This is a genomic window from Nonomuraea sp. NPDC005692, assembly GCF_040631115.1.
Lineage (GTDB): Bacteria > Actinomycetota > Actinomycetes > Streptosporangiales > Streptosporangiaceae > Nonomuraea.
The window spans coordinates 91,753-109,654 of the sequence record NZ_JBEXYU010000013.1; the positions used below are offsets into that span (position 1 = coordinate 91,753).

12 protein-coding genes are annotated in these 17,902 nt (G+C 71.1%); 4 read left to right on the forward strand and 8 right to left on the reverse strand.

Annotated elements, in window-relative coordinates:
- The first annotated feature begins 201 nt into the window (after positions 1-201).
- On the forward strand, positions 202-1,260 hold the full coding sequence (locus ABZ459_RS26175; RefSeq protein ID WP_357975138.1) for a lytic polysaccharide monooxygenase: 1,059 nt from the start codon (positions 202-204) through the stop codon (positions 1,258-1,260).
- Complete coding sequence (locus ABZ459_RS26180; RefSeq protein ID WP_357975141.1) at positions 1,257-1,778, forward strand: hypothetical protein; 522 nt, start codon at positions 1,257-1,259, stop codon at positions 1,776-1,778. The genes ABZ459_RS26175 and ABZ459_RS26180 overlap by 4 nt, the downstream gene beginning before the upstream one ends.
- 221 nt (positions 1,779-1,999) lie before the next feature.
- Here the strand turns inward: ABZ459_RS26180 and ABZ459_RS26185 are convergent, their stop codons facing one another.
- From ABZ459_RS26185 to ABZ459_RS26195, 3 genes are all read right to left on the reverse strand, one after another.
- A complete protein-coding gene (locus ABZ459_RS26185) occupies positions 2,000-3,589 on the reverse strand; it encodes a cellulase family glycosylhydrolase (RefSeq protein ID WP_357975144.1) in 1,590 nt (529 codons plus the stop codon).
- A 68-nt stretch (positions 3,590-3,657) separates the two neighbouring features.
- Positions 3,658-6,417, reverse strand: a complete 2,760-nt coding sequence (locus tag ABZ459_RS26190; RefSeq protein WP_357975147.1) for a glycoside hydrolase family 9 protein — start codon at positions 6,415-6,417, stop codon at positions 3,658-3,660.
- Positions 6,418-6,428: 11 nt separating this feature from the next.
- The gene (locus tag ABZ459_RS26195) at positions 6,429-9,374 is read right to left on the reverse strand and encodes a glycoside hydrolase family 48 protein (RefSeq protein ID WP_357975150.1); all 2,946 of its coding nucleotides are present in this window, start codon (positions 9,372-9,374) and stop codon (positions 6,429-6,431) included.
- A 309-nt stretch (positions 9,375-9,683) separates the two neighbouring features.
- On the opposite strand from ABZ459_RS26195, the gene ABZ459_RS26200 reads away from it, so the two are divergent.
- Positions 9,684-11,996, forward strand: a complete 2,313-nt coding sequence (locus ABZ459_RS26200) for a glycoside hydrolase family 6 protein (protein ID WP_357975153.1) — start codon at positions 9,684-9,686, stop codon at positions 11,994-11,996.
- 130 nt (positions 11,997-12,126) lie between these two features.
- Here ABZ459_RS26200 and ABZ459_RS26205 read toward each other — a convergent pair whose 3' ends face one another.
- The 5 genes from ABZ459_RS26205 to ABZ459_RS26225 all read right to left on the reverse strand — a co-directional run bounded on the left by ABZ459_RS26205 (position 12,127) and on the right by ABZ459_RS26225 (position 16,342).
- Entirely contained in the window at positions 12,127-12,525 is a 399-nt protein-coding gene (locus ABZ459_RS26205; protein WP_357975156.1) for a DUF1992 domain-containing protein, read from the reverse strand.
- A 14-nt stretch (positions 12,526-12,539) separates the two neighbouring features.
- A complete protein-coding gene (gene folP / locus ABZ459_RS26210; protein ID WP_357975159.1) occupies positions 12,540-13,439 on the reverse strand; it encodes a dihydropteroate synthase in 900 nt (299 codons plus the stop codon).
- A 68-nt stretch (positions 13,440-13,507) separates the two neighbouring features.
- Positions 13,508-13,972, reverse strand: coding sequence for an ATP-binding protein (locus ABZ459_RS26215; RefSeq protein WP_357975162.1), 465 nt, complete (start codon positions 13,970-13,972; stop codon positions 13,508-13,510).
- A gap of 97 nt (positions 13,973-14,069) precedes the next feature.
- Positions 14,070-15,119: an NAD-dependent epimerase/dehydratase family protein gene (locus ABZ459_RS26220; protein WP_357975166.1), complete on the reverse strand. Its 1,050-nt coding sequence runs from the start codon at positions 15,117-15,119 to the stop codon at positions 14,070-14,072.
- Positions 15,120-15,160: 41 nt separating this feature from the next.
- On the reverse strand, positions 15,161-16,342 hold the full coding sequence (locus ABZ459_RS26225; RefSeq protein WP_357975169.1) for a zinc-dependent alcohol dehydrogenase: 1,182 nt from the start codon (positions 16,340-16,342) through the stop codon (positions 15,161-15,163).
- Between the two features lie 165 nt (positions 16,343-16,507).
- Between ABZ459_RS26225 and ABZ459_RS26230 the strand changes: the two genes are divergently transcribed.
- The gene (locus ABZ459_RS26230; RefSeq protein ID WP_357975172.1) at positions 16,508-17,887 is read left to right on the forward strand and encodes a carbohydrate-binding protein; all 1,380 of its coding nucleotides are present in this window, start codon (positions 16,508-16,510) and stop codon (positions 17,885-17,887) included.
- Positions 17,888-17,902: the final 15 nt, after the last annotated feature.

Genomic DNA, 17,902 nt, shown 5'->3' on the forward strand with positions numbered 1-17,902 from the left:
CTCCCGGCGTCGCCCCTCGTACGGCAAGCGGCCGGTCCCGCGCCCGCCGGCCCGGTGCCGGGCCACCAGGGCAACCGTGACCAAGATCGGCTGAAAGTTTCACACCGCGTTGTCGGGACGGCGCCCCCCATGGTTCAATGCGCTGGCCGGGCGGGCTGATCGTGGGCAGATTCCTGTGTTCCCCTGCGCGAAGGAATCCCCATGAAACACTTTCGAACGGCGGCGCTCACCGCCGCCCTGGTCCTGCTGGCCACCGTCCTGATCGCGCCGCCGCAGGCGCAGGCCCACGGCGTGTCCATGTTCCCCGGCGCCAGAACGTTCCTGTGCTGGCAGGACGGCCTGCGCGAGAACGGCCAGATCCAGTCCTACAACCCGGCCTGCGCGGCGGCCGTCGCCCAGAGCGGCGCGACCCCGCTGTACAACTGGTTCGCCGTGCTGCGCTCCGACGGCGCCGGGCGTACCAGCGGCTTCATCCCCGACGGCCAGCTTTGCAGCGGCGGCACCGGCGGCCCCTACGACTTCACCGCCTACAACGCCGTACGCTCCGACTGGCCGCAGACCCACCTGACAGCGGGCGCGAGCATCCAGATGCGGCACAGCAACTGGGCCCAGCACCCCGGCACGTTCGTCTACTACGTCACCAAGAACGGCTGGAACCCCGACGGTCCGCTCAAGTGGTCGGACCTGGAGTCGTTCGGCAGCGTCACCAACCCGCCCGCCAGCGGCGGCCCCGGCGGGCTCAACTACTACTACTGGAACGCCCAGCTCCCCTCCGGCAAGACCGGGCGGCACATCATCTACACCCACTGGATCCGCTCCGACAGCAACGAGAACTTCTACAGCTGCTCCGACGTCGTCTTCGACGGCGGCAACGGCCAGGTCACCGGCGTCGGCCCCGGCGGCACGCCTTCGGGCACGCCCACGTCCACCCCGACGGTCACCCCGCCCCCCGGTGGCTGCACCGCCACCTGGAAGGCCACCGACACCGGCTGGGCCGGTCACTTCCAGGGCGAGGTGACGGTGAAGAACACCGGCACGGCGTCGCTGAACGGCTGGACGGTCAAGTGGACGTACTCCGGAGGCCAGGGCTTCGACGGCGCACCCTGGAACGGCGTGCTGTCCGCCCAGCCGCCGAACGTCTCCGTCAGGAACGCCTCCTACAACGGTCAGCTCGCGCCGAACGCGTCCACCACGTTCGGCTTCAACGCCACCGGCTCGATCCCGAGCCCCGCACCCGCGCTGACCTGCACGAGCCCGTGACCGGAACACGTCGCGGGAAGATCGCGGCAGGCGTCGCCCTGGCCGGCCTGGCGCTGGCCGGGGCGACGCTGTTCGCCGCCCACCAGGAGTCGGCGCGGCTCGACCAGGAGCTCGCCGCCCAGGTGACGTTGATCCTCGAACGGGCCACGCCCGAGGAGCACCACGACCACGGGCACGGGTTCGGGTCGCGGGTGGTGTGCGCGGTGGAGCCGTTCGGCACGGACCCACCCGACGCCGCCGGCCTGGCCGAGGTGCGCTGGGTCTACGCCCGGCACCTGTGCGCGATCGTCGGCGAGAGCCGCGACTGGGCGATGTCCGTCCGAGCCTCGGGGCCCATCGCCGTCCGGCTGGGCGTGCCGCCGCAGGTGAAGGTGCCTGCCGCCGGGCCCGGATATCCGGAGCGGGTCCGGGCGCTGATCCCCGCCCGCTACCACGACGAGGCGTTCGCCGACTTCTCGGACGAGGCGGCCATCGACGCGGCCCGCGAACGTTTCTCCCACGCCCAGAACCCACGCTGACGACCGGGATGGGCGGGCAGCGACCACGACGGACCGGGGACAGCCGACGGGGACAGCCGACGGGGACCGCGCGCGGGGACAGCCGATGGGGCCGCGCCGGGACGGCCGGTGGGCGGCGCAAACGGACGCGGCCGGCTGGGGGTTCGCCGGCCGCGTCCGTCCCATCCGGGCGGGATGGTGTCGCGGGCAGGATCAGTTGATCGGCCTCACCTCCTCCTTCTCTAGCCGGCGCAGGTGTAGCCGGACGGAACGGACGTGTCGCCGTTCGGACGGCCGGCCTGGACCCCGAAAGCGGTGGCGGCGCCGGGCGCGAGCGTGCCGTTGTAGCTCAGGTTCCGCGCGGTCACGGTCCGCCCGCTGACCGTCACCGCGGCGTTCCAGAAGCCGGTCACGGTGTGGCCCGCGGGCAGCGTGAACGTCACCGTCCAGCCGTTCCTGGCGGTCGTGCCGGTGTTGGTCACCGTGACGGGCTGCAGGACGTACCCGTTGCCCCACTGGCTCTGGACGGTCCCCACGACCGTGCAGCCGCCGTCGCCGCCGCCGGCCAGGGTGGTGAAGGAGGCCGTGGGCGAGGCGGCCGACTGGTTGCCCGCGGCGTCCCTGGCCTTGACGTGCACCTGGTAGGCGGTCGAGGGCGACAGGCCGGTCAGGGTGATCGAGGTGGTGGCCGTCGTCCCGAGCGGGACGCCGGCCGAGGTGTAGACGTCGTACCCGGTCACGCCCACGTCGTCGGTGGCGGCCGGCCAGGTCAGGGTGGCGCCGGACGAGGTGACGTTCGAGGCCGCCGGGGTGCCGGGAGCGCTCGGCGGGGTCGGGTCGGTGGTGCCGCCGTAGACGGAGGCCGGCCTGGCCGTCGCGGCGATGCCGTTGGCGCCGTTGAACAGCCGCTGCCCCCACGAGGTGAGCCGGGTGACGTCGAAGCCGGTGACCTGGTCGAGGTACTCGACGCCGCCGCCGTTGCCGCTCCACGACCAGCCGAGGTAGCCGAGGCCGCGGCTCACGGCCTGGGCCATGATCGTGTCCTCGTCGGGGTCGCCGTCGGAGTGGTTGAACCCGAACTCGCCGATGACCAGCGGCAGCCCGGCCGTCCGGAACGCGTCCAGGTACGACGTGATCTCGGCGACGGTGTCGTAGACGCCGTACATGTGCACCGAGAAGATCGTGTTCTTGTCGGGGTCGGCGGCGAAGACGGAGGCGGCGTTGTCCCGCATGACGTTCTGCCAGTCCTGGCCCCAGGCGGGGGCGTCCACCATCAGCGCGTGGTGGATGCCGTTGGCGCGCAGCTTGGCGATCGCGGCCTTGGTGGCCTCGGCCCAGCCGGGCGTGGTGGCGTTGTTGCCGATCGGCTCGTTGCCGATGTTGACGACGACGTAGTCCTCCTGTCCGGCCAGGGCGCTCTTGACGCTGATCCAGTAGTCGGCGGCCTGGTCGAGCGTGTACGCGCCGCTCTGCTCGCCGTACCCGGTGGTGTCGTGGTCCTCCAGCACGCAGATGAGCTTGTTCTGCTTGCACAGGGAGACCACGCCGGCCACGTCGGAGGCGGAGTTGGCGCTCCACCGGCCGCCGCTGAGCACGACGCGCACGGTGTTGGCCTTCAGCGACTTGATGTCGGCGAACGCCTTGGTCCGGGCCGGGTACCAGGTGTGGGCGTGGCTGGTGCCGCGCATCACGAACTCCTGGCCGTTGCCCTCCAGGATCTTCGTGCCGCTCACGTGGATGCCGGTGGCGGCCTGCGCCGCGGTGCCCGGCAGGATCAACGAGGCGGCCACCAGCGCGTCGGCGAGGGCCGGCGCGGTGAACAGTGATCGCATGGGCTGCCTTTCACTGGGCCGGGGAACCCCCGCCCCCGCCGTCGTCGCGGCGGGGGCGGGGGCTCGGCTCAGGCGGGGGTGCAGGTGAGGTCGGGGGTGGACGGGGTGCCGTTGGCGATGAAGCCGAACGTGGTCGTGGCGCCGGCGGCGAGCCCGCCGTTCCACGCCTCGTTCCTGACCGACACGGACGAGCCGGTCTGGGTGAGCCTGCCGCCCCAGAGCTGGGTGATCTGGTTCGCGGACGTCCAGGCGGCCGTCCAGCCCGTGATGGCCGCGGAGCCGGCGTTCTTGACGGTCACCTCGGCCTGGTAGGCGCCGCCCCAGGAGTTGGTGACCTTGAACGTGGCCGCGCAGCCGCCGGTCGGCGTGTTCGCGGTGGTGAACGCCGTGCCGTCGGAGGCCGCCGAGCTGTTGCCCGCCGCGTCCCTGGCCACCACCGAGACGGTGTACGCCGTCGCGGGGCTGAGCCCGCTCAGGTCGTACGACGTGCCGGTGGCGCTGCCCGCCTTGGCGGACCCGAGGTAGACGTCGTAACCGGTCACCCCGACGTCGTCCGTCGAGGCCGCCCAGCTCACCTTCGCGCCCGAGCCGGTGATGCCGGAGACGGAGGGTTTGCCGGGCTTGGTGGGCGGTGTCCTGTCCACGGTGCCGGTGGTGGTGAACGTCGTCTCGTCCGAGGCCGCCGAGGTGTTGCCCGCCGCGTCCCTGGCCACCACGTGGGCGGCGTAGGCCGTGGCAGGGGTGAGCCCGCTCAGGTCGAAGGAGGTGCCGGTGGCCGTGCCTGCCTTGGTGGACCCCAGGTAGACGTCGTAACCGGTCACTCCCACGTTGTCCGTGGAGGCCGTCCAGCTCAGCTTCGCCGCCGTGCCCGTGATCCCGGAGACCGCGGGCCTGCCCGGCTTGCCGGGCGCTGTCGTGTCCTGCTCCTCCGGCCCCGGGGGCTCACCCCAGATCTTGGTGGCGCCGCTGTGGAGGGTGATGTTCTTCGTCCGCACCGGCGTCGCGCCCGGCGTGGCCGGGATGCCCTGGTACGACCAGTCATCGGCCGGGTTCCAGGTGCCCGCGCTGGTGATCCTGAACTGCACCTCCCTGCGGTGCTGCGACTGCCCGGCCGGGGCGATGGCCTGTCCTGAGCAGTCGATGTCCACGTAGAGCACGCTCCCGCCGGCCGAGCCGAGCGTGGGGGCCTTGCACTGCGTGTAGGCCGACGACACGCTGATCTGCGAGGCGGTCGTCGAGCCGTCGAGGGTGAAGTAGTAGCGGAACGAGCCGTCCGACAGGACCCTGGCGGGCCAGGCCGACTGGTTGCGCACGATGGCCTTGATCTCGGTGAAGTTCGTGCCGGAGGCGTTCACACCGGCCTCGACGAAGATCTCCGGGCCGTCCGGGGTCTCGGCGGGCGGGAAGTTCGCCGCGGGCGCTCCCCCGTACTCCTTGTAGAGCCGGGCCAGGGCGCTGGTGAAGCCGGCGTTGTAGTCGGTCGCGACCTCGTTCATGACGTAGTCGTCGCGCTTGTCGGCGTAGACGTCGTCGGGGTCGGGCGGGCCGCCGACCAGCGCGCCGTAGAGGGTGTGGCGGCTGGCGACCGGGTTGGTGATCTGGTCGGTCCACGAGCCGTGCGCCGTACGGTGGTGCGGGTTCTTCGGCGGGTTGGCCCCGAACCCGATCAGGTACGAGGAGTTGCGCGGGTTGTCGCCGAGCGCGTAGTCGATCTGCCGGACCGCGAAGTCGTGGTAGCGGGCCTTGCGCTCCGGGTCGGTGATCGAGTCGCTGTGCACGAGCGCGACGAACGAGGTGTTGGCCGCGTACCGCAGCGACCCCCACCGGTCCAGCACGGCCTGGCCGCCCGGCGAGTACCTGACCTTGGAGCCGTTGACGCCGACCGTCCACCAGTCGAGCCAGCGGTCGGCGTCGTCCAGGTACCTCTGCTTGCCGGTGAGCTTGTGCAGCAGCACGTACGCGCCGTACGACTTGTCGTCCCAGGCGATCGTCCACTTGTACGACTTCGTCGTGGTCTGCGGCTCGTTGCCCAGGTTGTCGTAACCGGCCTCGGCCTTGGCCAGGTAGGCGGCGTCGTTCGTGGCCCGGTAGAGCCAGATCGCCCCCCAGACCAGCTCGTCGTTGTAGCCGCTCCAGGAGTTGTAGTAGCCCTGGGCGTCGCTGATGCAGTCGCTGTACTTCTTCCTCACCGTGTCGGCGAAGGAGTAGAGCTGCCTGGCGTGCGTCACCAGCTTGTCGGCATACCCCGGATCGGTCGGACGGAAGACGATCGACGAGGCCGCCATCGCCGCCGCCGTCTCCCCCGCCAGGTCCGAGCCGCCGCAGGACGCGTCGATCCTGTAGGCGGGCCGGTTCATCTGCATGGCCTCGGCCGGGCCCCACCAGGCGTGGTCGGCGCCGCCGTTGCCGACCTGCCCGTACAGCACGTCGGCCGACGGGTGGGCCTTGACGAAGTAGTCGTTGACGAACCTCAGGTTGTTCAGCAGGTGGGTGAGCTGGCCGGAGCCCGCGTAGGCGTCGCGGTACTCCACGCCGCCCCAGGCCAGCATCGTGGCCGAGAAGGCCATCGGGAAGCCGAACTTGACGTGGTCGCCCGCGTCGTACCAGCCTCCGGTCAGGTCCAGCCCGGCGTCCTTGCCGTCGTTCAGGCCCGAGTCGCCGCGCCAGGAGACGCGGTTCCAGGCGGGCAGGTCGCCCGACTGCTGGGCCTCGTAGAACCACAGCGACTTCTGCAGCGCCTCACCGTAGGCGAAGGCGGGCGCGGCCGCGTGGGCCACCGGCCCCGCCCCTGCGAGCAGGGGCAGGACCAGCGACGCCGCGGCGATCATCGCCGCCGTTCTCACGGGAAGAGCCGCCCGTACTCGGCCAGGGCCACGGCCACGTCCACCTGCGCCCAGAAGCGGTGGTAGTTGAACGTCGGCGCGGGGCCGGTGCCCTGGAGGTAGGCGTTCACCTCGGGCCAGTCGGGGTCGTTCTTGTAGAACGACCTGATCGACATGAACGTCGAGCTGGAGTTGATCGTGTCGCCGTTCGGCATCTTGCCGGTCCAGCCCGGGGGCACGTAGACCGGGTCGTTCAGCCGCTTGTAGTCGGTCTTGGTCTCCGACACCGACACGCCCTTGGCGTCGCGGTTCTTCCACACGCCGTCCAGCAGCGCCTTGGCCATGGTCCTGGCCGCGGCGTTGTTCGCCTTGGCCGCGTAGTACATCAGGGTCTTGGCGTACGAGCCGGCCACGCCGACGTCGTTGGTGTAGTCGGCGACCGTCACGTGCAGGCCGGGGTTGGCCGGCGGCATGCCGCTCGTGGCGCTGAAGTCACCGACGGGCTGGCCGGTCCACTTCAGCGTCGACGGCATCTGGTACGTGCCGTCCGCGTTGATCGTGGTGTTGGCCATCGCCCAGGTGACCCACTTGTCCAGCAGCGCCTTGGCGTCGGCGTTGCCCGAGGCGTAGTAGAGCTCGGCCACCCGCTCCATGGTCCACGCCTGGAACCCGAACCACTGGTTGGACGGCGGGTCGTGGTAGACGGGCTGCCAGTCGTAGGTCATGCCGTGGAACTTCGGCAGGCCGGCCGGCGGGGTGGCGTAGTGGCCCTCCCAGCTGTTGGTCGCGCCGCCCGCGATGGCGCCCTCGGCCGACTGCAGCCACGTGTAGAACTGCAGCTGCCGGGTCAGGCTGGTGCTCCAGTCGGACGCGCCGGTGCCGCTCTTGGGCTTCAGCTCGGCCACGTTGGCCAGCGCCCAGGCCGCGAGCGGGTTCTGGTAGCCGGAGTGGTTGTGGCTGGAGCCGATGCGCCAGGCCCAGCCCGCGCTGGAGTCGGTCGCGCCGCCCCAGGCGTAGTACCAGGACAGCAGGTAGTTGGAGGCGTCCTTGCCGGTGCCGGGGGCGCACGAGGTGCTGGTGCAGCCGGGCTTCTTGAAGTACTTGTCGTACATCGCGTAGCGCAGGTAGTCGCCCATCTTCGCGGCCTTGGCGACCGACGCCGAGATCTGCGACTCCTTGCCCTGCTGCTTGGCCCACGTCTGCGCCCAGTACGCGGCCTGCACGGCCCTGGCGTCGGCGTCGGGGGCGTTGGTGTACTTCCACTGCTTGGCGTACGAACTGTCCTTGATGAACAGGTCCAGGTAGCCGTTCGGGCCGCCGTGCTTGAAGGTGTCGCAGGACGGCTGCGGGATCGTCTCGAAGACCGACTCCTCCGGCCCGCGCTGGTAGGTGTTGATGTAGGCGGGCCTGGTGGTGCCGTCGCCGCAGCGGCCGAAGCCGTAGGTGTTGTCGACGTCGAGCAGCCAGTGCATGCCGTAGACGTCGCCGGTGCCGTACGCGCTCTTCAGCTCGTTGGCCAGCGGGTCGGAGCCCACGGAGACGCCGGAGTCGATCTGCGTCGGGTACTGCTTGATGTCGTTGTACTCGGCGGCGTACGTGGCCGGCTTCGATGGGTTGTAGAAGGAGTTCGTCGGCTGGTCGGCGGTCGAGGGGATGATGTACTTCTCCATCGAGGCCCACGCGTTGTTGAACTTCGCCCAGTCGCCGGTCACCTGCCCGTAGGTCGCCTCCAGCCACAGGTAGTAGCTGTAGGCCTCGGACGTGGTCTCGTGCCCGTGGTCGGGCGCCTCGACCATGAACGTCTCCACCGAGTGGTACGGCACGCCCTCGGGCGAGAAGTACCCGTTGGCCGGGTCGTGCAGCTCGTTGTACATCTCGACGAAGCGCTTGACGTACTCGTTGTCGCCACCGAGGTCGTCGTCCGCCTCGCTCGAGGTGACCTTGACCGGGGTGTAGCCGGTCGCGCTCACCGTGAACTCGGCGGTGCCGCCGGTGGTGTCGGCGTCGTCCGCCGCCGCCAGGGTGACGTTCTGGACGGTGTTCCAGTTGGCCGGCGTGAAGGTCAGCGAGCCGCCCGAGCCGACGGTGAGGTCGGCGTCGCCGCTGGTGCGGGCGGTGGTGACGGTCACGTTCGCGGCGGGCGCCTGCGAGAGCTTCACGCCGAAGCCCGCGGTGCCCTTCTCCGGCACCGAGATCGTGGTCGGGCTCACCACGAGGGCGGGCCCGGTGTTCTGCGAGACGGTGATCCCGACGGGGGCCGAGGTCGTGGTCGCGCCCGCGTTGTCGGTGGCCTTCGCGGTGATCGAGTAGCTGCCCGCGGCCACGTTCTGCCAGGTGTAGCCGTACGGCGCCGAGGTGTCGGTGCCGAGCAGCGTGGAGCCCTGGTAGAAGTCGACCTTGGAGACCGTGCCGTCGGCGTCGGCGGCGTTCGCGGCGATGGCCACGGTGGCCGGAGCGGTGTACGTCTGGCCGGCGGTGGGCGAGGTCAGCGCGACGGTGGGCGGGGTGTTGGCGTCGCCGCAGGTCACGCCGTTCACGGTGAACGCGGTCGGGCTCGGGTTGCTGCCCGTCCAGATGCCGTTGAAGCCGAGCGTCGTCGAGGCGCCGGTGGCCAGGCTGCCGTTCCACGGCATGTTGGTCGCGGTGACGTGGGTGCCCGACTGCGTCCAGTTGGCGCTCCAGCCGGTGGGCGTGTACTTCTGGCCCGCGGTCGGGAAGTCGAAGCCGAGCGTCCACGAGGTGATCGGGTCGCCGGTGTTCTTCAGGGTCAGGTTGGCGGTGAACCCGCCCTGGCCGGGGCCGCTCGTCCACTGGTTGGCGGCGTACGTGACGTCGCAGGCGACGGCCGCGTGCGCGGGCAGCGCCGCGAGGGTCGTGGTCGTGCCCGCCGCGAGGACGAGCGTCGCGGCTCCGGCGAGCCGCCTCGACAGGCGGGCAAGGCGGGAAGGAGGTCTGTGTTTCAAGGGATCTCCATGGGAGTAGGAGGTGTGGGAGCGCTCCCAAGAGGGATTGTGGGTGACCCGCGGCGTATGTCAACGGATCGCCCGCCCACCGCCCCCCGCGTTTCCTCTCACCAGGCTGCCGATGATGAAAGTTTCATCCAGCTTCCGGGGCATTCGGCGAGCATGCGGCCCGGGAACGCCCGCCGCACGGCCGTCCTCATTTACAGGGCCGGGAGGGCGTCTCACTATGGGAGCGCTCCCAGCCAACTGACGTTCTGGAGATGATCGCTAGTGAGACTCCACAGCGGCCCACGCCGATGGGCCGTGACCATGACCGCCGCGAGCGTCGCGGCCCTCGGGCTCGTCGTCGGCCAGACCACGGCCGCCAGCGCCGCGGTGAACTGCGACGTGACCTACTCCGCCAACTCGTGGACGAGCAGTCCCGGTCAGGGCGGTTTCACCGCGAACATCACGTTGAAGAACACCGGCGACCCGATCACCTCGTGGACGCTGGGCTTCGACTTCCCCGGCACCGGCCAGAAGTACACCCCGACCGGCTGGAGCGCCAACTGGACGCAGTCGGGCACGCACGTCACCGCGACGAACATGCCCTACAACGGCAGCCTGGCCACCGGCGCCTCCACCACCATGGGCTTCAACGGCACCTGGACGGGCAGCAACAACCCGCCCACCTCCTTCACGGTGAACGGCGTGACCTGCGGCGGCGTCACCCCCACCACCCCTTCGGTGGTCACCTCCGCCAGCTCGGTGGCGGTCAACGAGGGCGGCACCGCCACCTTCACCGCCAAGCTGTCCGCCGCCCCCTCCTCGAACGTCACCGTCACCACCCAGCGGACCAGCGGTGACAGCGACCTGAGCGTCAGCGCGGGCGGCTCGCTCACCTTCACCCCCGCCAACTGGAACACCGCCCAGACGGTCACCCTGGCCGCCGCCCAGGACGCCGACACCACCGCGGGCACGGCGGCCTTCTCCGTCGGCGGCACCGGCGTCACCTCGGCCACCGTCAACGCCACCGAGGTGGACGACGACGCGGTCGTGGAGCAGGCGCTGCTCGTGACGCCCACGTCGGTGACCGTGCCCGAGGGCGGGACGGCGGCGTACACGGTCAAGCTGGCCGCGCAGCCGTCCGCGAACGTGACCGTCACCTCGACGGCGGGCAGCGGGGACGCCGACCTGACCGTCTCCGGCGGCGGCAGCCTCACCTTCACGACGGCCAACTGGAACACCGCCCAGACGGTGACCCTGGCCGCCGCCCAGGACGCCGACACGACCAACGGCACCCGTCCCTTCACGGTCGCCGCCACCGGCCTGACCGGCAAGACGGTCACCGCCACCGAGGCCGACGACGACGGCCAGCCGCCCACCGGCCACGTCGAGAACCCGTACGCCGGCGCCACCGGCTACGTGAACCCGCAGTGGAAGGCCAAGGCCGCGGCCGAGCCCGGCGGCAGCGCCGTCGCCAACACCTCCACCGCCGTGTGGATGGACCGCATCGCGGCCATCGCCGGCTCCTCCTCCGCCATGGGCCTCCAGGCCCACCTGGACGAGGCCGTCGCCCAGGACGCGCTCAACGGCTCGGCCCCGCTGACCGTGCAGTTCGTCATCTACGACCTGCCCAACCGCGACTGCTCGGCGCTGGCCTCCAACGGCGAGCTGCTGATCGCCGAGAACGGCTTCAACCGCTACAAGGCCGAGTACATCGACGTGATCGCGAACATCCTGCGCGACCCCAAGTACGCCAACCTGCGCATCGTCACGATCATCGAGCCCGACTCGCTGCCCAACCTGATCACCAACATCAACAACTTCCCGAAGTGCGCCGAGGCCAACGGGCCCGGCGGCTACGTCGACGGCGTCCGGTACGCGCTCAACAAGCTGCACGCCATCACCAACGTCTACACCTACGTGGACGCCGCCCACCACGCCTGGCTCGGCTGGGACTCGAACTTCACCCCCGCCGTGAACCTCTTCTACAACATGGCCGCGGGCACCACGGCCGGCGTGGACAGCGTGGACGGCTTCATCGTCAACACCGCCAACTACTCCGCCACCAAGGAGCCGTACTTCACGATCAACACCATGGTGAACGGCCAGACCGTCCGCCAGTCCAAGTGGGTCGACTGGAACTACTACGTGGACGAGTCCACCTTCGCCACGGCTCTGCGCACCGCGCTGGTCAACAAGGGCTTCAAGCCGGGGCTCGGCATGCTGGTCGACACCTCGCGCAACGGCTGGGGCGGCACCGCCCGTCCGGGCGGCGCGAGCACCTCGACGGACGTGAACACCTTCGTCAACCAGTCACGCGTCGACCGCCGCATCCACGCCGGCAACTGGTGCAACCAGAGCGGCGCGGGCCTCGGCGCCCGGCCGACGGCCAGCCCCGAGGCCGGTTTCGACGCCTACGTCTGGATCAAGCCGCCGGGCGAGTCCGACGGCGCCAGCACCGACATCCCGAACGACGAGGGCAAGAAGTTCGACCGGATGTGCGACCCGACCTACACCGGCAACAACCTCAACGGCAACAACATGTCGGGCGCCCTCGGCGGCGCCCCGCTGTCCGGCCAGTGGTTCTCCGCCCAGTTCCAGGAGCTGGTCAGGAACGCCTACCCGCCGGTCAGCTGACTCACCGAGCCGGCCGGGGGCTCCGGGGCCCCCGGCCGCCGACCGAGGGGCCCGCCTGACCCGGGCCCCTCGTCCGGCGAAGGGGCCCGGGCCGGAACCCGGGCCCCTTCCGTATCTGCCGGTGTGCGACTCAGCGGCTCTCGCGCCACTCCGACACGACATGATCGACGTCGAAGGGCATCAGGTTGAGCGGCGGCCCCGGCAGGCCCTTCCTGATCGCCTCGCGGATCTTGTCGTTGACCTCTTCGAGGATCTGCCGCACCTCGGTCTCGGACCGGGCCCCGCAGGCCTGCCGCAGCGCCTCCTCGGCCTCCTTGCGCAGCGCCAGCGTCGGGGGCAGCGGCATGGACAGCCCCTCGCTCTCCAGCTTCTGCTTGATCCACCACATCTCGTCGTGCCGCCGGTCGAGGCCGGGCAGCGGCTTGCCCGCGCCCGGCAGGTCGTCGAACTCCCCACGCTCGGCCGCCTCGCGGATCTGACGGTCGATCCAGCTCTCGAACGGCATGCCCACCGGCTTGCGGTCGGTCACGGACGCGGCTCCTCTCACGCCAGGTTGTGGCTCGGCGCGACCGGCCCGCGCCAGCCGAGCACGGCCTCGGTCATGCGCACGGACGCGACCGTCGCGGCCACGTCGTGCACCCGCAGGATCCGGGCGCCCTTGAGGATGGAGACGACGTTCGCGGCGATCGTCCCCTCCTTGCGCTCCCCCTGCGGGCGGTCGATGGTCTCGCCGATGAAGTCCTTGTTCGACAGCGCGACCAGGGTCGGGTAGCCGATCGCGGTGATCTCCTCCAGCCGCCGGGTCAGCTCCAGGGAGTGGAAGGTGTTCTTGTTCAGGTCGTGGCCCGGGTCGATGATGATCCGGTCGGGGGCGATGCCGGCCTTGAGCGCGAAGGAGACCCGCTCGCGCAGGAAACCGGCGACCTCGGCGACGACGTCGTCGTAGCTCGGGCGGAAGACCCGCCGGCCGGGGCCGCCGAGGCTGTGGGTGACGACCACGCTGGCGCCGGTCTCGGCCGCGACCTCGGCCAGGCCGGGCTCGCGCAGGCCGTTGGTGTCGTTGATGACGTCGGCGCCGGCCTCGACGGCCGCCCTGGCCACCTCGGGGCGGTGCGTGTCGACCGAGATGACGGCGTCGGTGGCGGCCCTGACCTCGGCGATCACCGGGACCACCCGCTCGATCTCCTCCTCGACGCCGATCGCGGCCTGGGCGGCGCTGAAGGCGAACCCGCCGATGTCCACCCAGTCGGCGCCCGCCTCGACGGCCCGCACGCAGGCCGCGACCGCGCGGTCGAGCTCGTACGTGCGCCCCTGGTCGTGGAAGGAGTTGGGGGTCCTGTTGACGATGGCCATGATGGCGATCTGGCGTTCGAAATCGAACTCCCGCCGCCCGATGCGGCGGACCGGGGAGATGATCTCGGGGGGATTGTTTCCGCCGCTCACGTAGTGGCCCCTTCCGTCTCCTGCCGAGCCTACCCGGGGGCCGTGGCATGGCGGTCGGGCGCCCGCGCTCAGACCTGGAAGTGCCCGGACGACCCGCCGCCGCCGCTGACCCGGATCCGCTTCATGGAGCTCGGGGGGACGGACGGGTGCGGCAGGCGCATGGTGAGCCGGACCGTGGTGCCCTCCGGGCCGGTGCGGAAGTCCACGACGTCGCACAACCGCTGGATCAGGTAGATGCCGCGGCCGGTGTAGGAGAGGCTGGACGGCCGGACGGCGCCGTCGAGGTACGCCTGCGGGATGCCCGTCCCCTGGTCCGTCGTCTCCGAGCGGATGACGCCGTCGACCGTCCACAACGTCAGATGCCCGCGCCCGCCCGCGTGCTCCACGGCGTTGACCACGCTCTCGTGCACGGCGAGCACGAAGTCGTCGAGCCGGCCGTCGCGCAGCCCGCAGCTCTCCGCCTGCTCGGCGACCGCGCGGCGCAGCTTGGTGAGGTCGTGGAGGGTGAAGACCTGGGTCAGGAGAAGGGCCATGGCGCTCCTTCGTGTCGTCACGACACGCAGGCCACGCCTCTGGACCTTGCGTAGAGAACCGTCCCCTTCCCCGGCCGGGCGGTATTACACCTCCGGATCAGGGGTGGGCGCCGACCCCCGTGGCCAGCTCCTTGACCCGGCCCAGCGGGCCGCCGTCGGGGGCGAGCGGCGGGGTCTCCATGCCGGCGCCGTCGTGCAGGCCGTCCAGCAGCTCGCGCATGGCGTCCCAGGAGGAGTGCCGTGGGCGCCAGCCCAGGACCTCCCTGGCCTTGTCGGTCTTCATGACGGGGATGCGCAGGGCCAGTTCGAGCAGTCCGGGCGAGGCGGGCACCAGCCGCAGGTGCCAGCCGGCCGACATCAGTGTCCTGGCCAGCCAGGGCGTGACCGGCATCGTCCGCGTGCCGAGGAGTTTGGCCAGGTCGGCGGGGTCGAGCACGGGTTCGGCGGCCAGGTTGAAGGCTCCTGACACCGTCCTGGTCACCGCCAGCCGGTACGCCTCGGCCGCGTCGTCGGCGTGCAGCACCTGAAGCCGCAGTCCGGGCACGTCGGGCACGAACGGGATGCGGCCGGGCCGGATCAGCCGGCGCGGCAGGAACGGCCCGGCGAACAGGCGGCGCTGCTCGGTGGCCGCCGCCCGCTGGAAGATGAACCCCGGCCGCATCCGCACCACGCGGATCGCCGGGTGGTCGTGCTCGAAGACGTCGAGCACCCGCTCGACGTACGCCTTCTCCCGGCCGTACGCGGCGCCCGGCCAGCCGTGCGTGGGCCAGCTCTCGTCCACCGGCCGGTCCTTGGGGCCCGGCGAGTACGCGCCGACCGAGGAGGCGTGGACCAGCGCGGGCACCCCGGCCTCGGCCACCGCGCGGAACACCCGCATGCTGCCCAGCACGTTAGCCCGCCAGGTCACGGCCGGGTCCCTGGTGGGCTGGAACAGCCAAGCGAGGTGCACGACGGCGTCGGCGCCCTCGAAGATGCGGGACAGGTCACCGGTGGCCACGTCGGCCTGGCGCCACTCGGTGCGGTCGATGCGCCACCCCGGCAGCCGGCGGGCCACGCCCACGATCGACGTCACGCTGTCATCCGCGGCGAGCGCGCGTACGACGCTCGTGCCGACATTGCCGGTAGCCCCGACCACCACGACTCTCATGCCCGCACCGCTGCCCGCGCTCCGGAGGGTGAAACCCCTGCTCAGGGCTGTAGCAGGATCTTGATCGCGCCGTTCGCCTTCTTCTGGAACATCTCGTACGCCTGCGGCGCGTCCTCCAGCCGCATGCGGTGGGTGGTGAGGTCCATGACGCCGAGCGGGTCGGAGTCGTCGGTGACCAGCGGCATGAGCCGGTTGATCCACCGCCGCACGTGGGCCTGGCCCATCCGCAGCGTGATGCCCTTGTCGAACATGCGCAGCATCGGCATCGGGTCGGTCATGCCGCCATAGACGCCGATGACGGAGATGACGCCGCCCCGGCGGACGGTGTCGATGGCCTGGTTGAGCGCGGCGAGCCGGTCGACGCCCGCGTGGGACATCAGCGGCGCGGCCACCGCGTCGGGCAGCAGCCCGGTGAGCGTCTGGGCGATCTTGGCGGCCGGGGAGCCGTGCGCCTCCATGCCGACGGCGTCGATCACCGAGTCGGTGCCGCGCCCCGAGGTGAGCTCGCGGATCGCCCCGGGCACGTCGGAGGTCTCGCTGCCGTCCACGACCTCGATGCCGTGGCGGCGGGCCATCTCCAGGCGTTCGGTGACGCCGTCCACGCCGATCACGCGGTGGCCGAGGTGGCGGGCGATGCGGGCGCACATCTGGCCGATGGGGCCGAGGCCGAAGACGGTGACGCTGCCGCCGTCCGGGATCTCGGCGTGGTCGACGGCCTGCCAGGCGGTCGGCAGCACGTCGGACAGGAACAGGAAACGCTCGTCCGGCGGGCCCTCGGGCACCTTGATCGGCCCGAACTGGGCCTCGGGCACGCGCAGGTACTCGGCCTGGCCGCCGGGCACCTGGCCGTACAGCCTGGTGTAGCCGAACAGCGCGGCGCCCATGCCCTGCTCCTTCACCTGCGTGGTCTCGCACTGCGCGTACAGCTCCAGGCCGCACATGTGGCAGTGGCCGCAGGAGATGTTGAACGGGATGACGACGCGGTCGCCGGGCCTGATGTCGGTGACGGCGGCCCCGACGGCCTCGACGACGCCCATGGGCTCGTGGCCGAGGATGTCGCCCTCGGCCATGAAGGGCCCGAGCACCTCGTACAGGTGCAGGTCCGAGCCGCAGATGCCGGAGCTGGTCACCCTGATCACCGCGTCGTTGGGCTCCTTGATGGCCGGGTCGGGGACCTCCTCGACCCGTACGTCGCGCTTGCCGTGCCAGGTGACGGCCTTCATGACGCCTCCAGATGGGATTCGGACGGCACAAATCCCGCATACCCCCACATAGAGCTCCAAACGGTTTGCCCCATAACACCGTGATAGGGGTGTTTTGAGACGACCACTCCTCGTATTCGGGCTCGTACCGTGCAGACACCCCCCTGTACGCGAGGAGACGTGCACATGCTCCCCAGGAAGACCGTGACGGCGGGCATCGCGATCGCCGTCACCATGATCAGCGTCCCGGCCCTGGCCTTCGCGGCGAAGGGCGCCACGGCCCAGGACGAGACCCCCTACTCCATCGCCCGCACCAACGCCGAAGCCGTCGCCGACCCCCCGCAGGGCCTGGTCGACGCCATGAGCCGGGACCTCGGCATCACCGGCCAGCAGGCCGAGGCCCGCCTGGTCAACGAGGCCGCGGCGGCCGGACTCGAACCCACCCTGCGCGCCCAGTTAGGCGCCTCCTACGCCGGCTCCTGGGTGACCGGCCCCACCTCCACCCCGATCACCGCCACCACCGACCCGGCGCAGGTGGCCGCCATCGCCAAGGCCGGTGTGCAGGCCCGCGTGGTCGCCCGCTCGCTGGGCAGCCTCGACCAGGTCAAGGCCAGGCTCGACGCCGCGTCGGCCAAGGCCCCGAAGACCGCCCCCGTCTGGTACGTGGACGTCGTCAGCAACTCCGTCGTCGTCCTCAGCTCCAGCCCCGCCAAGGCCGCCGCCTGGGTGAAGGCCAGCGGCGCGGACACCTCCGCCGTCCAGGTCGTGCGCTCGGCCGAGAAGCCCACGCTGTTCTACGACGTCCGCGGCGGCGACGCCTACTACATCGGCTCCGGCACCCGCTGCTCCGTCGGCTTCTCGGTCACCAAGGCCGGCTCGCAGGGCGGCTTCGTCAGTGCCGGCCACTGCGGCAACGCCGGGTCCAGCACGTCCGGCTCCAACCGGGTCGCCATGGGCACGTTCCGCGGCTCGTCCTTCCCGGGCAACGACTACTCCTGGGTCGAGGTCAACGGCCAGTGGACCCCGACCGGCGTGGTGTACGGCTACAGCGCCGGCATCCTGCCCGTACGCGGCTCGACCGTGGCCCAGGTGGGTTCGGCCGTCTGCCGCGCCGGATCGACCACCGGCTACCACTGCGGCTCGGTCCAGCAGCTCAACGCCAGCGTCACCTACCAGGAGGGCACCGTCTCCGGCGTGACGCGGACCAACGTCTGCGCCGAGCCCGGCGACTCCGGCGGCTCGTTCATCTCCGGCGACCAGGCCCAGGGCGTGACGTCGGGCGGCTCGGGCAACTGCAGCTCCGGCGGCACGACGTACTTCCAGCCGGTCAACGAGATCCTGTCCACCTACGGCCTGACCCTCGCCACCCAGGGCGGCGGCCCCGGCCCGACCAGCACGCCGACGGTCACCACGACCGTCCCGGGCGGCACGTGGGCCGCGGGCACGACGTACACGGCCGGCTCCACGGTGACGTACGGCGGCTCGACCTACCGCTGCCTCCAGGGGCACACCGCCCAGCCCGGCTGGGAGCCGCCGAACGTGCCGGCTCTCTGGCAGCGCGTCTGATCCCCTAGACGTCCA